This window comes from Streptomyces sp. GDS52 (assembly GCF_052246875.1).
GTDB lineage: Bacteria > Actinomycetota > Actinomycetes > Streptomycetales > Streptomycetaceae > Streptomyces > Streptomyces cathayae.
In genome coordinates this window covers 2,948,621-2,968,046 of sequence record NZ_CM125966.1, presented here as the reverse complement: position 1 = coordinate 2,968,046, position 19,426 = coordinate 2,948,621, and the positions used below count along the sequence as shown (strand labels likewise).

21 protein-coding genes, 3 tRNA genes and 1 pseudogene are annotated in these 19,426 nt (G+C 71.3%); 21 read left to right on the top strand and 4 right to left on the bottom strand.

From position 1 onward, the window contains the following. Nucleotides 1-131 precede the first annotated feature (131 nt). The 13 genes and pseudogenes from ACTWJ9_RS13410 to ACTWJ9_RS13350 all read left to right on the top strand — a co-directional run bounded on the left by ACTWJ9_RS13410 (nucleotide 132) and on the right by ACTWJ9_RS13350 (nucleotide 12,469). Nucleotides 132-554 (top strand): NADH-quinone oxidoreductase subunit A, encoded by a 423-nt coding sequence (locus ACTWJ9_RS13410; protein WP_279334484.1) that lies wholly within the window; start codon nucleotides 132-134, stop codon nucleotides 552-554. Beyond that, nucleotides 545-1,255: an NADH-quinone oxidoreductase subunit B gene (locus ACTWJ9_RS13405; RefSeq protein WP_279334483.1), complete on the top strand. Its 711-nt coding sequence runs from the start codon at nucleotides 545-547 to the stop codon at nucleotides 1,253-1,255. The genes ACTWJ9_RS13410 and ACTWJ9_RS13405 overlap by 10 nt, the downstream gene beginning before the upstream one ends. Further along, nucleotides 1,252-2,490 (top strand): NADH-quinone oxidoreductase subunit C, encoded by a 1,239-nt coding sequence (locus ACTWJ9_RS13400; protein WP_443295746.1) that lies wholly within the window; start codon nucleotides 1,252-1,254, stop codon nucleotides 2,488-2,490. The genes ACTWJ9_RS13405 and ACTWJ9_RS13400 overlap by 4 nt, the downstream gene beginning before the upstream one ends. Continuing rightward, nucleotides 2,490-3,458, top strand: a complete 969-nt coding sequence (locus tag ACTWJ9_RS13395; RefSeq protein ID WP_387040755.1) for a complex I subunit 1/NuoH family protein — start codon at nucleotides 2,490-2,492, stop codon at nucleotides 3,456-3,458. Before ACTWJ9_RS13400 ends, ACTWJ9_RS13395 begins: the two co-directional genes overlap by 1 nt. Before the next feature lie 3 nt (nucleotides 3,459-3,461). After that, nucleotides 3,462-4,097, top strand: coding sequence for a NuoI/complex I 23 kDa subunit family protein (locus tag ACTWJ9_RS13390; protein ID WP_279334480.1), 636 nt, complete (start codon nucleotides 3,462-3,464; stop codon nucleotides 4,095-4,097). Continuing rightward, nucleotides 4,094-4,699, top strand: a complete 606-nt coding sequence (locus ACTWJ9_RS13385) for an NADH-quinone oxidoreductase subunit J family protein (protein WP_279334479.1) — start codon at nucleotides 4,094-4,096, stop codon at nucleotides 4,697-4,699. Before ACTWJ9_RS13390 ends, ACTWJ9_RS13385 begins: the two co-directional genes overlap by 4 nt. Further along, on the top strand, nucleotides 4,699-5,178 hold the full coding sequence (gene nuoK / locus ACTWJ9_RS13380; RefSeq protein ID WP_279334478.1) for an NADH-quinone oxidoreductase subunit NuoK: 480 nt from the start codon (nucleotides 4,699-4,701) through the stop codon (nucleotides 5,176-5,178). The genes ACTWJ9_RS13385 and nuoK overlap by 1 nt, the downstream gene beginning before the upstream one ends. Further along, a complete protein-coding gene (locus tag ACTWJ9_RS13375; protein WP_279334477.1) occupies nucleotides 5,175-7,169 on the top strand; it encodes an NADH-quinone oxidoreductase subunit 5 family protein in 1,995 nt (664 codons plus the stop codon). Before nuoK ends, ACTWJ9_RS13375 begins: the two co-directional genes overlap by 4 nt. A gap of 6 nt (nucleotides 7,170-7,175) precedes the next feature. Beyond that, nucleotides 7,176-8,774: a complex I subunit 4 family protein gene (locus ACTWJ9_RS13370; RefSeq protein ID WP_279334476.1), complete on the top strand. Its 1,599-nt coding sequence runs from the start codon at nucleotides 7,176-7,178 to the stop codon at nucleotides 8,772-8,774. After that, the gene (locus tag ACTWJ9_RS13365) at nucleotides 8,771-10,270 is read left to right on the top strand and encodes an NADH-quinone oxidoreductase subunit N (RefSeq protein WP_279334475.1); all 1,500 of its coding nucleotides are present in this window, start codon (nucleotides 8,771-8,773) and stop codon (nucleotides 10,268-10,270) included. The genes ACTWJ9_RS13370 and ACTWJ9_RS13365 overlap by 4 nt, the downstream gene beginning before the upstream one ends. A gap of 249 nt (nucleotides 10,271-10,519) precedes the next feature. Then, nucleotides 10,520-11,383, top strand: coding sequence for a zinc metalloprotease HtpX (gene htpX, locus ACTWJ9_RS13360; RefSeq protein WP_279334474.1), 864 nt, complete (start codon nucleotides 10,520-10,522; stop codon nucleotides 11,381-11,383). Continuing rightward, on the top strand, nucleotides 11,380-11,775 hold the full coding sequence (locus tag ACTWJ9_RS13355; RefSeq protein WP_279334473.1) for a YccF domain-containing protein: 396 nt from the start codon (nucleotides 11,380-11,382) through the stop codon (nucleotides 11,773-11,775). Before htpX ends, ACTWJ9_RS13355 begins: the two co-directional genes overlap by 4 nt. Nucleotides 11,776-11,906: 131 nt before the next feature. Next, a pseudogene (locus tag ACTWJ9_RS13350) lies at nucleotides 11,907-12,469 on the top strand (SMI1/KNR4 family protein). Nucleotides 12,470-12,574: 105 nt separating this feature from the next. Here the strand turns inward: ACTWJ9_RS13350 and ACTWJ9_RS13345 are convergent. Further along, nucleotides 12,575-13,834, bottom strand: a complete 1,260-nt coding sequence (locus tag ACTWJ9_RS13345; RefSeq protein ID WP_443295745.1) for an APC family permease — start codon at nucleotides 13,832-13,834, stop codon at nucleotides 12,575-12,577. A 137-nt stretch (nucleotides 13,835-13,971) separates the two neighbouring features. Here ACTWJ9_RS13345 and ACTWJ9_RS13340 point away from each other — a divergent pair, with 137 nt between their 5' ends. Further along, nucleotides 13,972-14,238 (top strand): GlsB/YeaQ/YmgE family stress response membrane protein, encoded by a 267-nt coding sequence (locus tag ACTWJ9_RS13340; protein ID WP_279334471.1) that lies wholly within the window; start codon nucleotides 13,972-13,974, stop codon nucleotides 14,236-14,238. A gap of 158 nt (nucleotides 14,239-14,396) precedes the next feature. Here the strand turns inward: ACTWJ9_RS13340 and ACTWJ9_RS13335 are convergent, their stop codons facing one another. Further along, nucleotides 14,397-14,885 (bottom strand): YajQ family cyclic di-GMP-binding protein, encoded by a 489-nt coding sequence (locus tag ACTWJ9_RS13335; RefSeq protein ID WP_279334470.1) that lies wholly within the window; start codon nucleotides 14,883-14,885, stop codon nucleotides 14,397-14,399. 253 nt (nucleotides 14,886-15,138) lie between these two features. Here ACTWJ9_RS13335 and ACTWJ9_RS13330 point away from each other — a divergent pair. Beyond that, nucleotides 15,139-15,220 (top strand) — tRNA-Tyr (locus ACTWJ9_RS13330). A gap of 98 nt (nucleotides 15,221-15,318) precedes the next feature. After that, entirely contained in the window at nucleotides 15,319-15,531 is a 213-nt protein-coding gene (locus ACTWJ9_RS13325; RefSeq protein ID WP_279334469.1) for a hypothetical protein, read from the top strand. Between the two features lie 33 nt (nucleotides 15,532-15,564). Here the strand turns inward: ACTWJ9_RS13325 and ACTWJ9_RS13320 are convergent, their stop codons facing one another. Together ACTWJ9_RS13320 and ACTWJ9_RS13315 are read right to left on the bottom strand one after the other, a co-directional pair. Further along, the gene (locus tag ACTWJ9_RS13320; RefSeq protein ID WP_279334468.1) at nucleotides 15,565-16,221 is read right to left on the bottom strand and encodes an NAD(P)H-binding protein; all 657 of its coding nucleotides are present in this window, start codon (nucleotides 16,219-16,221) and stop codon (nucleotides 15,565-15,567) included. Nucleotides 16,222-16,315: 94 nt separating this feature from the next. Further along, on the bottom strand, nucleotides 16,316-17,593 hold the full coding sequence (locus tag ACTWJ9_RS13315) for an amidohydrolase family protein (protein ID WP_279334467.1): 1,278 nt from the start codon (nucleotides 17,591-17,593) through the stop codon (nucleotides 16,316-16,318). Between the two features lie 240 nt (nucleotides 17,594-17,833). Between ACTWJ9_RS13315 and ACTWJ9_RS13310 the strand changes: the two genes are divergently transcribed. From ACTWJ9_RS13310 to ACTWJ9_RS13290, 5 genes are all read left to right on the top strand, one after another. Next, nucleotides 17,834-17,906, top strand: a tRNA-Thr gene (locus tag ACTWJ9_RS13310). 46 nt (nucleotides 17,907-17,952) lie between these two features. Continuing rightward, nucleotides 17,953-18,025: transfer RNA gene (locus ACTWJ9_RS13305), tRNA-Met, on the top strand. Between the two features lie 88 nt (nucleotides 18,026-18,113). After that, entirely contained in the window at nucleotides 18,114-18,278 is a 165-nt protein-coding gene (rpmG, locus tag ACTWJ9_RS13300) for a 50S ribosomal protein L33 (RefSeq protein ID WP_003948671.1), read from the top strand. Between the two features lie 129 nt (nucleotides 18,279-18,407). Next, the gene (locus ACTWJ9_RS13295; RefSeq protein ID WP_279334466.1) at nucleotides 18,408-18,860 is read left to right on the top strand and encodes a MaoC family dehydratase N-terminal domain-containing protein; all 453 of its coding nucleotides are present in this window, start codon (nucleotides 18,408-18,410) and stop codon (nucleotides 18,858-18,860) included. Nucleotides 18,861-18,868: 8 nt separating this feature from the next. Then, complete coding sequence (locus ACTWJ9_RS13290; RefSeq protein WP_279337957.1) at nucleotides 18,869-19,303, top strand: MaoC family dehydratase; 435 nt, start codon at nucleotides 18,869-18,871, stop codon at nucleotides 19,301-19,303. The last annotated feature ends 123 nt before the right edge of the window (nucleotides 19,304-19,426 follow it).

Below are 19,426 nucleotides of genomic sequence, written 5' to 3'. Positions count from 1 at the left end.
CATGAGGTGGGCCCCTGAGATGCACGGGGGAAATCCCCACCTCCCACATCCGGGTGCGACGGGCTGCTTACGGCCTCCTTATAAGGGCCTAGACTCCCGTGCGTACAGATCGTCGACAGCGAGGGGCGGACGTGCGGGAACCGATCAGCGTCGATCCGGCCGTGATCGCTTCACAGTACGTCGCGGCGGACTACTTCCAGGCGTATTCGGTCGTCGGGCTGCTCGCCGTCGTCGGTGTGCTGTTCGTCGCCGTCGCCTTCGGCGCGGGACGCCTGCTGCGGCCGGTGGTTCCCACCCCCGAGAAGCTCATGACGTACGAGTGCGGGGTCGACCCCGTCGGTGAGGGCTGGGCCCACACCCAGGTCCGCTACTACGTCTACGCCTTCCTCTACGTGATCTTCGCTGTCGACTCGATCTTCCTCTTCCCCTGGGCCACCGTCTTCGCCGTCGACGGTTACGGCGCGACCACCCTGGTGGAGATGTTCATCTTCCTCGGCTTTCTCGCCGTCGGCCTGCTGTACGCATACAAGAAGGGCGTCCTGACATGGACGTGACCCCTGCCCACCCGACGGGCTCCGGGACCGGCCCCGGAGCGGCATCCGGGGCGGGCTCCGAACCGGTGCTGCTGCCGGATCCCGCCGTGCTCCCCGCCGAGGGCGGGGGAAAGCTCGGCGTGCTCTCCCGGCTCGCCCCCGAGCCGATGAAGGTCATCCTCAACTGGGGCCGCCGCTACTCGCTCTGGGTCTTCAACTTCGGCCTCGCCTGCTGCGCGATCGAGTTCATCGCCGCGTCGATGGCCCGCCACGACTTCATCCGCCTCGGTGTCATCCCCTTCGCACCGGGACCGCGCCAGGCCGACCTGATGGTCGTCTCCGGCACGGTCACGGACAAGATGGCGCCCGCGGTGAAGCGCCTGTACGAGCAGATGCCCGAGCCGAAGTACGTCATCTCCTTCGGCGCCTGCAGCAACTGCGGCGGCCCGTACTGGGACTCCTACTCCGTCACCAAGGGCGTCGACCAGATCATCCCGGTCGACGTCTATGTCCCCGGCTGCCCGCCGCGGCCCGAGGCGCTGCTCCAGGGGGTCCTGAAGCTCCAGGAGAAGATCGCGCGGGAGTCGCTGGGAGAGAGGTACGGGGCGGGCGAGCGGGACGCCCCGGGCGCGTCGGCGGCGGCGCTGCGGAGCGGATTGGTGAAGCCGCCCGCGCCGGGGGAGTCCGGTGCGGCGACGTCCGGCGAGGGGGAGGACCGGTGACCGCGGTCGGCTGGCTCCCCGCCGACGTCGAGGAACTGTTCGGTACGGAGGCCACGGCCGAGGAGTCGTACGACGTCCTGACCGTCGACGTCCCGCCGGCCTCCTGGATCCCCGCCCTGGAGGCCGCCCGTGACCGGCTCGGCTGCACGTACTTCGACTGGCTGAGCGCGGTCGACGAGCCCGGCACGGGCTTCTGCGTCACCGCGCACGTCGTCGCCCTCTCCCCGGTACGCCGCCTGCTGCTGCGCACGACGGTCCCGCATGACGCCCCGGCGCTGCCCTCCGCCGTGGACGTCTACGCGGGGGCCGCCTGGCACGAGCGCGAGACGTACGAGATGTTCGGCGTCGACTTCGCCGGCCATCCGGCTCTGGACCACCTGCTCCTGCCGGACAACTTCGAGGGCCACCCGCTGCGCAAGGACTTCGTCCTCGCCGCCCGTGTCGCCAAGGCATGGCCCGGGGCCAAGGAGCCCGGGGAGCCTGCGGCGGGCGTCGAGCACGGCGGTCCGAAGCGCCGCCAGATGCTCCCCCCGGGCGTCCCCGACCCGAATGAGTGGGGCCCTCTGAAGGGCAAGCTCCCCGCGGCTCCGTCCCGTCCGGCCCGCGCCGTGGGCCGGGCGGCCGCCGGCACGGGGCGCACTCCCGGCGAACGCCCGGTCCGCCGCACCCGTACGGCGGCGCAGGGCTCGGCGAGCCAGTCCGCCCCGGCAGGAACCGAGCCGGTTCCTGCCGGGGACGGCTCCGAGGACCGGTCCGAGGGCCGGCCCTCACCGGCGCCGCGCCGCAGCCGCTCGGCCGCCGAGGGCTCCGCGAGCCAGCGGGCGGGCCGGGCCGCCCCCGAAGCACCGGCCGCCGACACCGAGGCACAGCCCGAAACGGCCACGCCGGCCATCCCGACCACGCCTCCCGGCCGTCCCGCGCGGCCCCCGCGGCGTGCCCGCAGCGCGAGCGAGGGGTCGGCGTCCCAGCGCGCCGAGGCGACACCGCCGGAGCCCACCGGAACAGAGGCGCCGGACGGGTCCGGGGCGTCGGGCCCCGAGCCCGCTGCCGCACCGCGCAACCCGGACGCCCCCTGGCACCACGCCCGTCCCGCCTTCGCCCACCCCGAACGCGACCCGAAGTCCGACTCGGAACCGGAACCGAAGTCGGAACCGGAACCGGAACCGGAACCGGAACCGAAGTCGGAACCGGGGCCCTCGACTTCCGACGACCCCGACCCCTCGGGAGGTCCGTAGTGAACGACGTACTCGACGTCGCCCTGCGACTCCTGCTCGTCTTCGTCGTCTTCCTCACCTTCCCCCTGATCGTGGGTCAGACCGAGCACAAGGTGATGGCCCACATGCAGGGCCGTCTGGGCCCGATGTACGCGGGTGGCTTCCACGGCTGGGCCCAGCTCATCGCCGACGGCGTGAAGTTCGCGCAGAAGGAGGACGTGGTCCCGGCCGGCGCGGACCGCCGTGTCTTCCAGCTCGCCCCCGCCGTCGCCCTCCTGCCGTACCTCCTCGTCCTGCTCGCCATCCCGATCGGCCCGGGCGAGGGCGCGGTCGGCCAGGTGATCGACGCGGGCGTGTTCTTCGTGCTCGCCGTCATGGGCGTCGGTGTCCTCGGCTCGCTGATGGCCGGGTGGGCCTCCGCCAACAAGTACTCCCTCCTCGGTGGCCTGCGCACCGCCGCCCAACTGCTCGCCTACGAACTCCCGATGCTGCTCACCGCCGCCTCGGTGGCGATGGCGGCCGGCACCGTTTCCCTCGTCGGCATCCTCGACGCCTTCGAGTGGTGGTGGCTGCCCTGGCAGATCGTCGGCGCGATCGTCTTCTTCGTCGCCGGCCTCGCCGAACTCCAGCGTCCGCCCTTCGACATGCCCGTCGCCGACTCGGAGATCATCTTCGGGGCGTACACCGAGTACACCGGTCTGCGGTTCGCGCTCTTCCTGCTCGCCGAGTACGCCGGGATCGTCGTCCTGTGCGCCTTGACCACCGTCCTCTTCCTGGGCGGCTGGCACGGGCCATGGGGCGCCGACGGCCTCGGCTGGGTCTGGACCCTGCTGAAGACCGCGGTCCTCGCCTTCGTCGTCATCTGGCTCCGCGTCACCTATCCCCGACTGCGCGAGGACCAGTTGCAGAAACTCTCCTGGACCCTCCTCGTTCCCCTCGCCCTCGCCCAGATCGCCCTCACCGGCGTCGTCAAGGTGGTGATCTCCTAAGCCATGACACCCCCTCCTGGCTTTCCCGGCTCCGGCCTGGCCAAGGGCCTGGCCGTCACCCTGCGGACGATGACGAAGAAGTCCGTCACCGGCCGGTACCCGGACACCCAGCCCGACCTCGCGCCCCGCACCCGCGGTGTGATCGGCCTGTTCGAGGAGAACTGCACGGTCTGCATGCTGTGCGCCCGCGAGTGCCCGGACTGGTGCATCTACATCGACTCCCACAAGGAGACCGTCCCGGCGACGACGCCCGGCGGCCGTGACCGCAGCCGCAACGTCCTCGACCGCTTCGCCATCGACTTCTCCTTGTGCATGTACTGCGGTATCTGCATCGAGGTCTGTCCTTTCGACGCCCTGTTCTGGTCGCCCGAGTTCGAGTACGCCGAGACCGACATCCGCGAACTCACCCACGAACGCGACAAGCTCCGCGAGTGGATGTGGACGGTCCCGGCCCCGCCGGCCCTCGACCCCGCCGCAGAGGAACCGAAGGAACTCGCCGCCGCCCGCAAGACGGCCGACAAACTGGCCGCCACCCAGGCCGCCGCGGAGCCCGAGCCACAGCCCGAGCCGCCGACCGCCGACCCGCAGCCCGACCCGCCGACCACCGGCCCGACCGGGCCGAAGAGGGAGGGGCCGTGACCCTCGCCGCAGCCGCCGGCACGGCCCCGCAGGGTTTCCTCTCCCCGACCGGTGTGGAGATCGCCTTCCTCCTCGTCGGCCTGGTCACCTTCGGCGCCGCCGTCGTCACCGTCACCACCCGGCAGCTGGTGCACGCCGCCCTGTGGCTGGTGGTGGCCCTCGGCGGACTCGCCGTCGAATACCTCCTGCTCACGGCCGAGTTCATCGCCTGGGTACAGGTCCTCATCTATGTGGGTTCGGTCATCGTCCTCCTGCTGTTCGGTCTGATGCTCACCAGAGCCCCCATCGGCCGCTCCCCGGACGCCGACTCCGGCAACCGCCCGGTCGCCCTCGCCGTGGCCGTCGCCGCCGCTGCCGCCCTGGTCTGGGTGGTCGTCGACGCCTTCCGTACCACCTGGATCGATCTGGACGGCGCGCCCGCCGGCTCCACCGACGTGATGGGCGCGAGCCTCTTCCAGCACTGGGTCCTCCCCTTCGAGGCCCTCTCCGTCCTCCTCCTGGCCGCCCTCGTCGGCGCGATCGTCCTCTCCCGCCGGACGAAGGCGGGCGCCAGGGCGGGCACGAAGGCGGGCACCCCGGGCGACGCGGAGGGGGACCGCTGATGCACCTCGCCTATCCCGCCGTACTGTCCGCCCTCCTGTTCTGCACCGGCCTGTACGGAGTCCTCGCCCGCCGCAACGCGATCCTGGTCCTCATGTCGGTCGAGCTGATGCTCAACGCCGTCAACCTGAACCTGGTCGCCTTCGACGTCTGGCTCAGCAAGGCCGCCGAGGAGACCCTGCACTCCGGTCAGGCCCTCGCCCTGTTCACCATTGCCATCGCCGCCGCCGAGATCGGCATCGGCCTGGCGATCGTCCTCGCCGTCCACCGCAGCCGCGGGACCGCGGACATCGACAAGCTCCGCGACACCGCCGAGGGCCACGACCCCGACGACCCCGACCGCACGGGCGGCCCCGGCGGACCGGGCGGCCCCGGCGGACCGGGCGGCCTCGGCGGACCGGGCGGCCCCGGCGGCCCCGCCCCCGACAGCGACGCCCCCACGACCCGGGCGGCCGTCACGAAGGCTGAGGCCACCGCGTGACCACGACCACCCTCGCCGCCCTAGTCCCCCTCCTTCCCTTCCTCGGCGCGATCGCCGGACTGCTCCTGGGCCGCACGGCCCCCGGCTTCGTCCGCCCGCTCGCCGTCCTGCCGACCGTCGCCTCCCTCGCGCTGGCTGCCGCGGTCGCCGCGCGCCAGGGAGGTGACCGGGCCGTCGACGCCGCCACCGAGCTGACCCCCACCGGTTCGGTCCCCGTCGAACTCGCCCTGCACATCGACGGCTTCGCCGCCCTCACCGCCGTGCTCGTCGGTGTCGTCGCCACCTGCGTGCAGATCTACTCGACCGGCTACCTCCGTGACGACCCGCGCTACCCCTCCTACGCCGCTCTCGTCTCCCTGTTCACCTCCGCGATGCTCCTCGTCGTCTACTCCGGCGACCTGATGGTGCTGCTGGTCGGCTGGGAGGTCATGGGCATCTGCTCCTACTTCCTGGTCGGCCACTACTGGGAGACCCCCGAGGCCCGCGCCGCCTCCCTCAAGGCCTTCCTGGTCACCAAGCTCGGCGACGTCCCCTTCCTCATCGGCCTGTTCGCCCTGGCCACCGACGCCGGGTCGTTCCGCATCACCCGCATCCTCGACGCCGTCGCGAACGGCGGCATCGAACACCCCACACTGATCGCCCTGCTGCTCCTGGCGGGCGTGGCCGGCAAGTCGGCGCAGTTCCCGCTGCACACCTGGCTCCCCGACGCGATGGCGGGCCCGACCCCCGTCTCCGCGCTGATCCACGCCGCGACGATGGTCGCCGCCGGTGTCTACTTCGTCGCCCGCCTCCTTCCGCTCTTCGAGGCATCCCGGGCCGCGATGACCGTCCTCGCCGTCATGGCCGCCGTCACCATGGCCGGGTCGGCGCTCGCCGCCCTCGCCCAGGACGACATCAAACGGGTCCTCGCCTACTCGACGATCGGCCAACTCGGCTACATGACCGGCGCACTCGCCCTCGGCGACCGCGGAGCCGCCGTCTTCCACCTCCTGTCCCACGGCGCCTTCAAGGCGCTCCTGTTCCTCGCCGCCGGCGTGATCATCCACGCCGCCGGCACCAACTCGCTGGCCGCCATGTCCCGCATGAGCCACCTGCGCGACCGCGTCCCCGACGCCTACTGGACGATGACCGTGGCGCTCCTCGCGCTCGCCGCGATCCCGCCGTTCAGCGGCTTCTTCTCCAAGGAGGCCGTCCTCGGAGCCGCCGAACACGTCGTCATCGGCCACACCGGACAGACCCCCGCCGCCGCGGGCTGGATCGTCCTCCTCGCCGGCCTGGCCACCGCCCTGCTCACCGCGGCGTACGCGGTACGCCTGTGGCTACTGGCCTTCCGCGGACACGGCCCCGAGGCCCCCGACCACGGCAGACAGCCCTTCACTATGACCGCCGTGCTGTGGGTGCTCGCCGTCCCGTCCCTCGCGTTCGGCGGCTTCGCCTTCCGCGCACTGCCCGACTGGTTCGACGGTCACGACCTGACCCCGACCCTCACCACCTCCGTGCTCGGCACGGGGATGGCCCTGGTCGGCGGCATCGTCACCTACGCCACCTGGCGCCACACGACCGCACACGCCGCCGGCATCCCCCTCGGTGCCGTCGCCGCCCACCCGCACGGTGATGCCGGGCAGGTCGAGGCGGAGGCCATCGCCAGTCACGAACCCGCCTACGGGGACATCGCGTACGCACCGGACCCCTCGGACCCCGGGCGGCTGCTGCTCGGCCCGCTGCACCGCCACGCGGCCGTCGGCTTCCACCTCGACGCCGTGTACACGACCCTCTTCGTCCGCCCCGTCCAGGCCGCGGCCTCTCTCGTCCGGTTCCTCGACCGCGAGGTCGTCGACACCTACGTACGCGGCGCGGGAACGCTGCCCCGGTGGCTCGGGACCGCCGTACGACGCGCCCAGACCGGCAATCTGCAGACCTATGTGAGCGCGCTGCTCGCCGGCACCGTCATCCTCGCGGTCGCCGTCGTCCTCGCCGCGACGGGAGCGTGAGCAGACGTGATCGATATCAGCGAGTCCGTGATGCAGTTCCTCCTGGCGTTTCTCGTCGTCGGCCCGCTCCTCGGTGCCGCCGCCGCTCTCCTGCCGGCTCCGCCCGGACTCAAGGGGACATCACCCGACCAGGCCGTGCTCCGGCACGGCGTGACGGTCACCGGCGCCGTCCTCGTCGCGGCGATCGTCCTCGCGCTCGGCTTCGACCACGACCAGCCGTCGAAGATGCAGGCCACGACCGACATCAGCTGGATCCCCGCACTCGACGTACGAATCCACCTCGGCACCGACGGCATCTCCCTCCCCCTTCTGGTCCTGACCGCGCTGCTCACCTTCCTCAGCGCGCTGTACACCTACTTCAAACCGCCCACGGGCCCGTCCCCGAAGGCATTCGTCGCCCTGCTGCTCGTCCTCGAATCCGGCACCCTCGCGGCCTTCGCCGTCCTGGACCTGATCCTGTTCTTCCTCGCCTTCGAGATGGTCCTGATCCCGATGTACTTCCTCATCGCCCGCTGGGGCGGTGAGGGCCGGGCCGAGGCCGCCTGGAAGTTCATCCTCTACACGCTGCTCGGCTCCGTGGTCATGCTGCTCGGCCTGCTCCTGATCGGAATCACGGCGGGCACATTCGACATGGTGGCACTCGCCACTGACAACGGCCGGTCACTGAGCGTATCCGTGCAGGTCATCGCCGTTCTGGCGATCGGGATCGGGCTCGCGGTCAAGACCCCGATGTGGCCGCTGCACAGCTGGCTGCCCGACGCCCACACCGCCGCCCCCACCGTCGGCTCGGTCCTGCTGGCCGGCGTCCTGCTGAAGATGGGCACCTACGGGTTCGTACGGATCCTGCTCCCCGTCGCACCGGACGGTTTCCGCACCTTCGCTCCCTACCTCGGCGCCTTCGCCGTCGTCGGCATCGTCTACGGGTCCCTCGCCTGCCTGGCCCTCGCCAAGGAAGGCGCCAAGGGCGACCTCAAACGACTCATCGCCTACTCCTCCGTCGGTCACATGGGCTTCGTCCTCCTCGGCATCGCCACCATGACCCCGACCGGCGTCAACGGCGCCCTGTTCGCCAACATCGCCCACGGCCTCGTCACCGGCCTGCTCTTCTTCCTGGTCGGCGCACTCAAGGACCGCACCGGCACCGTCGACCTCGACACCCTGGCCCGCCCGTCCTCTGACCCGCACGCCCCGGCGACCGGCGCCGCCCTCTACGGCAGGGCACCACGCCTCGGCGGGCTGCTCGCCTTCGGCGCCGTCGCTTCCCTCGGCCTGCCCGGCCTCGCCGGATTCTGGGGCGAGATGCTGGCCCTCTTCGGCGCCTTCGAACCCGCCACCGGACTCAGCCGCCCCGCCTTCCTCACCTTCATGTCGATCGGCGCCTTCGGCACCCTGCTGACCGCCGCGTACCTGCTGATCGTGGTCCGCAGGGTCTGCATGGGCGCCGAGCCGCAGCACGCCCCGGCCCTCCCCGACGTCCGCGGCTACGAGTTCGCGGCCTGGACCCCGCTCGTCCTCCTCACCGTCGTCACCGGACTGTGGCCCGGCGCCCTGATCGGACTGACCGACCCGGCCGTGCAGCAGCTCCTCGCAGGAGGCAACCGATGAGCTCCCTCGTCCAGTCCGTCGACTGGCTGGCCATCGCACCGCCCACCATCGCGGCCGTCGTCGGACTCGTCGTCCTCGTCACCGACCTGTTCGTCAGCGAGGCCAGGAAACAGCTGCTCGGCGGACTCGCGGTCGCCGGACTCGCCGCCGCCACGCTCATGCTGCTGCCCCTCCTCGACGCCGACCGCAGCACGTTCTGCCTGGTCGGCGACCCCGGAGTGTGCAGCTACACGGTCGACCGCTTCACCCTCGTCATCCAGTTCCTGGTGCTCGGCGGCGCGCTCCTGACCGCCCTCCTGTCGGCCACCGTCCTCAAGGACGCCGACAAGCGGATCCCCGAGGGCGAGTACTGGTTCCTGCTCCTGTCCTCCGCCGCGGGCGCCGCCCTGCTGCCCGCCGCCCGCGACCTCGCGACCCTCGTCGTCGCCCTGGAGGTCGCCTCCCTGCCGGCCTTCGCCCTGGTCGGCCTCCGCCACGGCGACCGGAAGTCGTCCGAAGCGGCCCTGAAGTTCTTCCTGTCCTCCGTCACCGCCACCGCGGTCAGCCTCCTCGGCGTCAGCTTCCTCTACGCCACCACCGGAACCCTCCACCTCACCCTGATCGCCGAGCGCGTCCAGACCGTCGACGGACAGCTCCACACGCTCGCCCAGACCGGCGTCGTCCTCACCCTCATCGGCTTCGCCTTCAAGACGGCCGCCGTCCCCTTCCACTTCTGGGTGCCCGACACCTACGTCGGAGCCCCCCTGCCCATCGCCGCCTACCTGTCCGTCATCGGCAAGGCGGTCGGCTTCACCGGCCTGATCCTCGTCACCGTCGTCGCCCTCCCGTCGTACGCCGACGTCTGGGGTCCGGCGCTCGCCGTGCTGGCCGCGCTCACCATGACCGTCGGCAACGTCGGTGCCCTCAGACAGCAGGCCACCCGCGCGTACAGCGCGGTACGCCTCCTCGCCTGGTCCTCCGTCGGACAGGCCGGCTACCTCCTGGTGCCGATCGCCGCCGCCGCGTACTCCGGCGACGCCGAGAAGTCGATCGGCTCCACGCTCGCCTACGCCCTCATGTACGGCGCGGTGAACCTCGGAACGTTCGCCGTCGCCGCCCTCGTCGGCCGCACGCGGTCCCTCAACCGGGTCTCCGACTACCGCGGCCTGTACACCTCCGCCCCGCTCACCGCCCTGCTCCTGGCCTTCTTCCTGCTGTGCCTCGCCGGACTCCCGCCCGGCATCATCGGCCTCTTCGCCAAGGTCACCGTCTTCTCCGCGGCCGTCGACGCCGGACTCGGCTGGCTCGCCGTCGTCATGGCCGTCAACGTGGTCATCGCCCTGGTCTACTACCTCCAGTGGACGGCACTGCTGTTCCGCGCCCCCGAGGGCGAACCGGCCGAGCACCGCTTCCCGGTCCCGCTCACCGCCGCGATCACCCTCACCGGAGTCCTCGGCATCGTCCTGTCCGGCGCGCCCCAGCTGATCCTGCGCCTCACCGACACCGCCCTCTTCTGACGTTCCGGGCGCCCGGCGACCGCCGGTTTCGGCCACCGGACCGAGCGGTGAGCACGGCGTCACAGCCGCCGTCACCCGGACGGTTCACACGCGTCACCGCGAGCACGGGGGAACTGGAGACCTTCGCCTGGCGTTGACGAATCAGGGAGGGTCCACTGGACGTGAGGCCAGGACACCCGGGGCCCTTGCAGGTCAGAAGGAAGATCAGCGAACCAGGGTTCCCCCGCCGCACGACTTGGAGGACGTACCGTGCACCGCCGGCACAACGGGCTCAGGACCGCGCTCCTCCTCGGGGGACTGTCCGCACTCATCATCGTCATCGGCAGCTTCTTCGGCCGCACGGGGCTCGTTGTCGCCGTCGTGATCGCTCTGGGCACCAACGCCTACGCGTACTGGAACAGCGACAAGCTCGCCCTGCGCGCGATGCGCGCCCGCCCGGTGAGCGAGTTCGAGGCCCCCGGGCTCTACCGCATGGTCCGCGAACTCTCCACCCAGGCCCGCCAGCCCATGCCACGCCTGTACATCTCCCCGACCGAGGCGCCGAACGCGTTCGCCACCGGCCGCAACCCGCGCAACGCCGCCGTGTGCTGCACCGAAGGCATCCTGCGCCTGCTGGACGAGCGTGAACTGCGCGGCGTCATCGGCCACGAACTCAGCCATGTCCACAACCGCGACATCCTGATCTCCTCGGTCGCCGGAGCCCTGGCCTCCGTGATCATGTTCCTGGTCAACTTCGCCTGGCTGATCCCCATCGGCCGCTCCGACGACGACGACGGCCCCGGCCTCCTCGGCATGCTGCTGCTGATGATCCTGGGCCCGCTCGCCGCCTCCCTCATCCAACTGGCCGTCAGCCGCTCCAGGGAGTACGAGGCCGACGCCTCCGGCGCCCAACTGACCGGCGACCCCCTTGCCCTCGCCAGCGCACTGCGCAAACTGGAACTGGGCACCAAGCAGCTCCCCCTGCCGTCCGAGCCCCGCATCGAGACGGCCAGCCACATGATGATCGCGAACCCGTTCCGCCCGGGGCAGGGAATCACGAAGATGTTCTCCACCCACCCGCCCATGACCGAACGCATCGCCCGACTCGAGAAGATGGCAGGTCGCCCGCAGTGAAGACCATCCTGAACATCATTTGGCTCGTCCTGAGCGGCTTCTGGCTGTTCCTCGGCTACCTGCTCGCGGGCGTCCTCCTGTGCATCACGATCATCGGCATCCCGTTCGGCATCGCCGCTTTCCGGATCGGTGTCTACGCCCTCTGGCCCTTCGGGTACATGGCGGTCGAGCGCCGGGACGCGGGCGCCCCCTCCTGCATCGGGAACGTGCTGTGGCTGGTGCTCGCCGGCTGGTGGCTGGCCCTCGGCCACATCGCCACCGGTATCGCCCTGTGCGTGACGATCATCGGCATCCCGCTCGGCATCGCCAACTTCAAGCTGATCCCCGTCTCGTTGCTCCCGATGGGCCGCGAGATCGTACGGACCGACCAGCCGTTCTCGGCCCGCCTGTAGAGCGGGGAGCGGTAGGGCGGGAAGCGGCACGGCGAGGAGGGGGCCGGACAAGGAAGCGGACCGGATGTCCACAACCCGGAGGTTGTCCACAGGCCGCCCCGAATGTCAGCGCCGGCCCGCATGATGAACGCATGACCGAGTACGAGCAGTTGCTGGCACAAGTGGCGGCCAAGGCCCGCGAGACCCGCCCGTGGGGCCGCCCCGTCCTTCCCGGGCCCGTGGCCGCGGCCACACTGGCCCGAGCCGAAGCCGCCCTCGGATGCGAGCTGCCCCCACTGCTCGCCGAGCTCTACCGGCGGACGGCGGATTCGGTCCCGGGTACGGTCTGCTGCCCCTGCTGGACGGTTCGCCGTCCGACGACGAACCCGCCGCCGTGGCCCAGTACCTGGCCAACCGCGAGAACGGCCGCGAGGATCCCGCCTGGCCCTGGCCCGAGAGCGTGCTGCCGATATCCCACTGGGGCTGCGGGATGTACGCGTGTGTGGACCGCCGTTCCCCGCAGGCCACCGTCCTCCTCTTCGAGCCCAACGCGGACGACTCCCACCACGCCTGGTTCGTCGACGCCCCGAGCCTCGCGGACTGGTTGCGCTCCTGGACCGACGGCACGGGCTGGTACGAGGAGGAGAATGAGGGGACGGACCTCACCCTGTGGACGGACTACTCCCACCGTGTGACAGCGGCGCACACGTCCTGAGCGGCTCCGGCCGGCTGCGGGGCAGTGGCCACTGCCGTACTCGTCGTACCCGCCGTACCCGTGGCATCCGACGTACTCGCCGTCTTCGCCCTGCTGGTGGCTGTCCTACCGCCCGGTGGTCCCCCACCCGCGCCACTGCCGTACCCCGTAGGCCGCCGCGCCCACCGCCAGCACCCCCGCGCCGACGGCCACGGAGACCCCGGGCAGTGAGAACGCCAGGACCAGGCACCCGGCCAGTCCGAGAGCAGGCAGTACCCGGGCCGCCGGCCCCGGACGAAGCGTCCAGGCCGACGCGTTGGCCACCGCGTAGTACGCCAGCACCCCGAAGGAGGAGAACCCGATCGCACCCCGCACATCCACCGTCGCGGCCAGGACGGCGACCACCACTCCCACGGCCAGCTCCGCCCGGTGCGGCACCTGGAACCGGGGATGGACGGCGGCCAGGGCGCCCGGCAGATGCCGGTCCCGGGCCATGGCCAGCGTGGTCCGTGAGACGCCCAGGATCAGGGCGAGCAGTGATCCCAGCGCGGCCGCGGCCGCCCCCACCCGTACCACCGGCGTCAGCTCCCCGACCCCGGCCGCCCGCACCGCGTCGGCCAGCGGCGCGCCGGCGTCACCGAGTCCCTCCGCCCCCAGCACCGAAAGGACGGCGATCGCGACAGCCGCGTACACGACCAGCGCGATACCCAGCGCCAGCGGGATCGCGCGCGGGATGGTGCGTGCCGGATCCCGCACCTCCTCACCGAGGGTCGCGATCCGGGCGTAGCCGGCGAAGGCGAAGAACAGCAGGCTGGCCGCCTGGAGCACCCCGCCCACGCCGCCCGACGCCCCGGCGGTCAGGCGCCCGGCATCGGCCTGCCCCGAGGTCAGGGACACGACCACCACGAAAGCGAGGACGGCCAGGACCACGGTCACGATCACCCGGGTCAGCCACGCCGACTTCTGCACACCGCCGTAGTTCACCGCGGTCAGCGCCACGACGGCGGCGACCGCCACGGCGTGGGCCTGCCCCGGCCAGACGTACGCGCCGACGGTGAGCGCCATCGCCGCACAGGAGGCGGTCTTACCGACCACGAACGCCCAGCCCGCGAGGTAACCCCAGAACTCCCCCAGCCGTTCCCGCCCGTAGACGTAGGTGCCACCGGAGGCCGGATACAGGGCGGCGAGGCGGGCCGAGGACGTGGCGTTGCAGTAGGCGACCACGGCGGCGACCGCCAGCCCGAGGAGCAGCCCGGATCCTGCCGCCTGCGCGGCGGGCGCCAGGGCGGCGAAGATCCCGGCCCCCACCATGGAGCCGAGACCGATGATGACGGCGTCGCCCACGCCGAGCGTGCGGCGCAGTTCGGAACCGGAGTGGGTGCTCATGAAGTCGCACCCTACTGATCACGGCAACCGCCACATATCCGGATGTCGTCCTGCATACCAAGACAGCACGAACACCCGGATCGGACGCACCGGCCGGAGCAGGTGAGAGCACGGAGCGAGAGGGCAGGGTTCACGGTATGACGATCATCAGCTGGATCATTCTGGGGCTGTTGGCCGGAGCGATCGCGAAGTTCCTGCTCCCGGGCCGAGACCCGGGCGGCTTCATCGGCACGACCCTGATCGGTGTCGCCGGTGCGTTCATCGGTGGCTGGATATCGGCCCGCTGGCTCGACCACCCGATCACCAGGGACTTCTACGACGGTGCCACCTGGGCCGCCGCGATCGGCGGCTCACTGGTCCTCCTGGTCGCGTACCGCCTCCTGTTCGGCCACTCACGCGACTGACCGCGCTCCGGAGACCCGCCCCACGGGCGAGGAGGGCGGGCGCACCAAGGCGCCCCCGCCCTCCTCACACACGCGGTGCGCGAGACGCACGCGTCGCCCACGGACGTCACCGGCGAGAGCCCACGCCCGCCCTCACCCCACGCCCGTGACCCTTCCGCCTAGCGGTAGTTGATGAACTGCAGGGCGAAGTCGAAGTCCTGTCCCTTGAGCAGGGCGATGACGGCCTGCAGGTCGTCACGGCTCTTGGAGCTGACCCGCAGTTCCTCGCCCTGCACCTGGGCCTTCACACCCTTGGGGCCCTCGTCGCGGATGAGCTTCGCCACCTTCTTCGCGTTCTCCTGGGAGATGCCCTCCTGGATCGACGCGAAGATCTTGTACTCCTTGCCCGAGAGCTGCGGCTCACCGGCGTCCAGGGCCTTCAGCGAGATGCCCCGCTTGATCAGCTTGGACTGGAAGACGTCGAGGACGGCCTTCACCCGGTCCTCGGAGTTCGCCTCCAGGAGGATCTTCTCCCCGGACCACGAGATCGAGGCACCCACGCCCTTGAAGTCGTAGCGCTGCGAGATCTCCTTGGCGGCCTGGTTGAGGGCGTTGTCGACCTCCTGCCGCTCGACCTTCGAGACGATGTCGAAACTGGAGTCGGCCATGTCCTGTGGCTCCTTGTATCAGGGTCCGTATCGGGCCGCGATCGGGCTGCGACCCGGATGCGTACCGGCTACCGGCATACGTGGGCGGCCCTCGGGCCCGGCATCGGTCCCGGGCCGCCATCCGCACAAGCCTAGTCACCCCCCGGGCCTCCGGGCGGCGATCAATCGGGTGGCGAAGCACCCCTGCTCATCAGGTATCGTTTACGTCGTTGCCACGGAGCGCCACCGCAAGGCGGTTCGAGGCGGCAACCTTGGCGGTGTGCCCGAGCGGCCAAAGGGAGCAGACTGTAAATCTGCCGGCTCAGCCTTCCCAGGTTCGAATCCTGGCGCCGCCACAAGGGAAGACCCCCTCTGCACCGCGGGAACGCGGTGCAGAGGGGGTCTTCGGCTTATGGGGTGTGCTGTGGGGCGAGGGGCGGGGGACACTGGCGCCATGTCGTCCCGTCGTAGGCAGTGCCCCGAGTGCCGTCGTGAGATCGCCGTCGTGGCCGGGCGGTACGCACGTCACGATCCGCCCGGCGCCCGGGGGAGCGGGGAACTCACCTCGTGCGCGGGGTCCCGCCGACACGCCGGGCTCGGTGCCGGGCAGCCCGCGCTGGACGGATACGCCGTACCGGAGTTCCCGGGACAGATGCCGCTGTTCTAGCCGCCCCGGGAAGCCTGCCGGCGGCTGAGCGGCTCAGTTGCCGGCGACCGACTTCACCGCCACCGAGACCGGTACGGGCCCGCTGATCAGTTCCAGGGTCAGGCCCGCTGTCGCGGCGTTCTCCACCAGCTCCGCCAGGACGGCGGCCACGTCGTCCCGGGGGATCGGGCCGCGATCGGTGTGCGCCTCCAGCCGGACCAGGCCGGTGCCGGCTTCGTCGGTGAGCATGCCGGGGCGCAGGATCGTCCAGTCGAGGGCGTCCAGGCCGCGCACGTACGCGTCGGCCTCGCCCTTCGCGCGCTGGTACACGTCGAAGACCTCGTCCCCCTCGTGGGCGGGGTCCGCGCCCATGGAGGAGACGACCACGAACCGCCGTACGCCCGCACGGACCGCGGCGTCGGCGAAGAGGACCGCCGCGGCCTTGTCCACCGTCTCCTTGCGTGCCGCGCCGCTGCCCGGACCGGCGCCCGCGGCGAACACCGCGGCGTCCGCGCCCCGGAGTTGCTCGGCGACCTCCTCCACCGACGCCGACTCCAGGTCGAGTACGACCGGTTCGGCACCGAGTTGCCGCAGCGCGTCGGCCTGTTCGGGCTTGCGGATGATGCCCGCCACTTCGTCCCCGCGCGCGGCGAGCAACCGCTCCAGCCGCAGTGCGATCTGACCATGACCACCAGCGATGACAATGCGCATGCCTTCGACCGTACGCCGTGACGATCGCATCCGCCCGCGACGTACCGAACACGGCCTCCTGAGCGCGGCGGGCCGAGCGCGGCGGGCCTACGGCCTACAGCGTCTCACCACGTCCCTGCCGGGGCAGCCCCCGTCCCGGCTCCATGGGAGGTGCCGTCGTCGGACCGCAGTACTCGCGTACCGCGCTCGTGCGGGTCACCACGCGTCCTCGGTGCACCACGATCCGGCTGTACGCCAGTGACAGAGCCGCCGGCAGCCGGTCGCCGCGGACCGCGAGGAGCTCGGCCGGGAAACCCGCCTCCACCCGTACCTCGGGGAGCCCCAGGGCCGCCCGTGCCGAGGTGCTCACCGCGTCGTAGGCGTCCTCGGGGGACAGCCCGTGACGGGAGGCCAGCAGGTACGCCGCCTCCAGCGGGTCGCCTCGGCCGACCGGGTTCGACACGTCCCGCAGGGCACCGCTTCCGGCCACCACCCGGACGCCCGCCGAGCGCAGCAGCCGCACGGGAGCCGTGCCCCGGCGGTCGACGCTGCCGCAGCCGCCCTGCGGCAGGCACACCACGGTCACCCCGGCCGCCGCCAGTTGGTCCGCGGTCCGCGAGGCCGCTTCGGCGGACAGCCGTCCGAGGCCGCCGCACGGGCTGAGCGTCACCCCCGGCCGCAGCCCGCCCGCCATCGCCGCGAGCCGGGCCAGGCGGGCGGGGTCGGCGGTGTCGGTGTGCAGGTCGACGGGGACGCCGTGCTCGGCGGCGACCTCCAGGACCGCCTCCACGTACCCCGTGGGATCGGGGTCGAGGTCCGGACAGCCGCCCACCACCGACGCGCCCATCTTCACCGCGTCCCGCAGCATCGCGAGCCCGTCCGCTCCGGCCGCCCCGGTCAGCACGCGAGGCATCGCCGCCGTCGTCAGCTCGGTCAGCCCGCGCAGCGCGTGTTCGACCTGCAGTACGGCGGTCAGCGCGCCGAGCCCGGTCACGTCGTCCACGCGCACATGTGCCCGCAGCGCCGTCGCCCCGTGCCCGAGCTGGAGCAGTGCGGCCTCCGTCGCCCGGCGCCGGACGTCCTGGGGCTCGTAGGAGACGGGGCCGTCGGCGTCGGCGGAGAGGGCGGTGTCGGCGTGGCTGTGCGGCTCGGCGGGGGCAGGGAGGAGCAGATGGCCGGCGAGATCGACCCGGGTGCCGCCCCCGCGGGCGGCGTCCAGGGCCAGGCTGCCGGCCGTACCGACCGCCTCGATGCGTCCGCCGCCCAGCCGCACGTCCACGGTCCGGCCGTCGGTGAGCCGCGCGCCGCACAGCAGGAGCGGCTCCGGGCCGGTCGGGCCACAGGAGGACGAGGGCGACGAGGGGGGCGGCGGCTGAGGCCGGCTGTCGGGCATCGCGCTCCTGGGGCTCGGACTGCGAGCGGTTGTCGCAGGATCACACAGAGAGAAGATCACGCAGAGTGAGTCGAGCCTAGGGCGGTGGCCCGCCCCTCGCCGGGAGGAGCGCAATAGTCGTACCGGCGTGGTCGGGTGGGGGCTGCTTCGCTCGCGGGAAGGGCGCGCCACAGGATGGGACAGGGGCCGCGAAACGGATTTGGGTGAACGGCGGCGGAGCGTGTAATGTCTTCATCGCTCGCCCCAATAGCTCAGTCGGCAGAGCGTCTCCATGGTAAGGAGAAGGTCAACGGTTCGATTCCGTTTTGGGGCTCTGGTGTGTGAGGTTCCCGTCGCGAGACGGGGCCCGATCGCATCGCAGCGGTGTAGCTCAGTCGGTAGAGCAAGCGGCTCATAATCGCTGTGTCACCGGTTCAAGTCCGGTCACCGCTACATACAGTAGCCGATTGCGGGGTCGGTCCTTCGGTCGGCTACTCTTTTCTGTGTTCAATCGTCTATCCGTTCGTCAAGGAGCACTCACGTGGCTGCCACCGACGTCCGCCCGAAGATCACGCTGGCCTGCGTGGAGTGCAAGGAGCGGAACTACATCACCAAGAAGAACCGGCGTAACAACCCGGACCGACTTGAGATGAAGAAGCACTGCCCGCGTTGCAATGCGCACACCGCGCACCGCGAAACGCGATAAATCAGGCTCGTACGCGAGGCCGTCCCCGTTGTCAGGGGGCGGCCTCGCGTCGTTCTGCTCACCGGCCGACCGTGGCCGTACCCATTCAGGCCGACCAGGGCCGGACCAGACACAGGAGGTACCGCGCGCATGGCGCTCGACCAGTCCTTCGTGGGGCGGAGCTACCCGCCCACCGATCCCTATGAGGTGGGCCGGGAGAAGATCCGCGAGTTCGCCGAAGCGGTGGGCGACGCCAATCCGGCGTACACGGACGCGGAGGCCGCCAAGGCGCTCGGCCACCCCGATGTGATCGCCCCGCCGACCTTTGTGTTCGCGATCACCTTCAAGGCCGCCGGCGAGGTCGTCGCCGATCCCCGGCTCGGTCTGGACTACAGCAGGGTGGTGCACGGCGACCAGAGGTTCGCCTACCGCCGCCCGGTGCGCGCCGGAGACCGGCTCACCGTGACCTCGACCATCGAGGCGGTCAAGTCGATGGCGGGCAACGACATCCTGGACATCCGCGGCGAGGTGCACGACGAGGCCGGCGAGCACGTCGTGACCGCCTGGACCAAGCTGGTGGCCCGTGCCGCCGAGGAGGCGTGAGCAGCATCATGACGGCGAAGATCTCCTACGCCGACGTCGAGGTCGGCACCGAGCTGCCCGCACAGACGTTCCCCGTGACCCGGGCCACCCTCGTCCAGTACGCGGGTGCCTCCGGTGACTTCAACCCCATTCACTGGAACGAGAAGTTCGCCAAGGAGGTCGGCCTGCCCGACGTCATCGGGCACGGCATGTTCACCATGGCCGAGGCGATCCGCGTGGTCACCGACTGGGTGGGCGACCCGGGTGCGGTCGTCGAGTACGGCGTTCGCTTCACCCGGCCGGTCGTCGTCCCCAACGACGAACAGGGCGCCGTCATCGAGGTCAGCGGCAAAGTCGCGGCCAAGCTCGACGAGCACGAGCGCACGGTCCGTGTCGACCTCACGGCGACCAGCGCCGGGCAGAAGGTGCTGGGGATGTCCCGGGCGGTCGTACGACTCGCCTGACCCGCAGGTCTCCGAGCCCCGCAGATCCCGGGTCCCACCGGTTCCTGAGTCCCGCAGGCCCTCGAGCAAGGGGCGTTCTCCACGGAGGACGCCCCTTGTGTCGTCCTGGGTGCGCGGCACCAC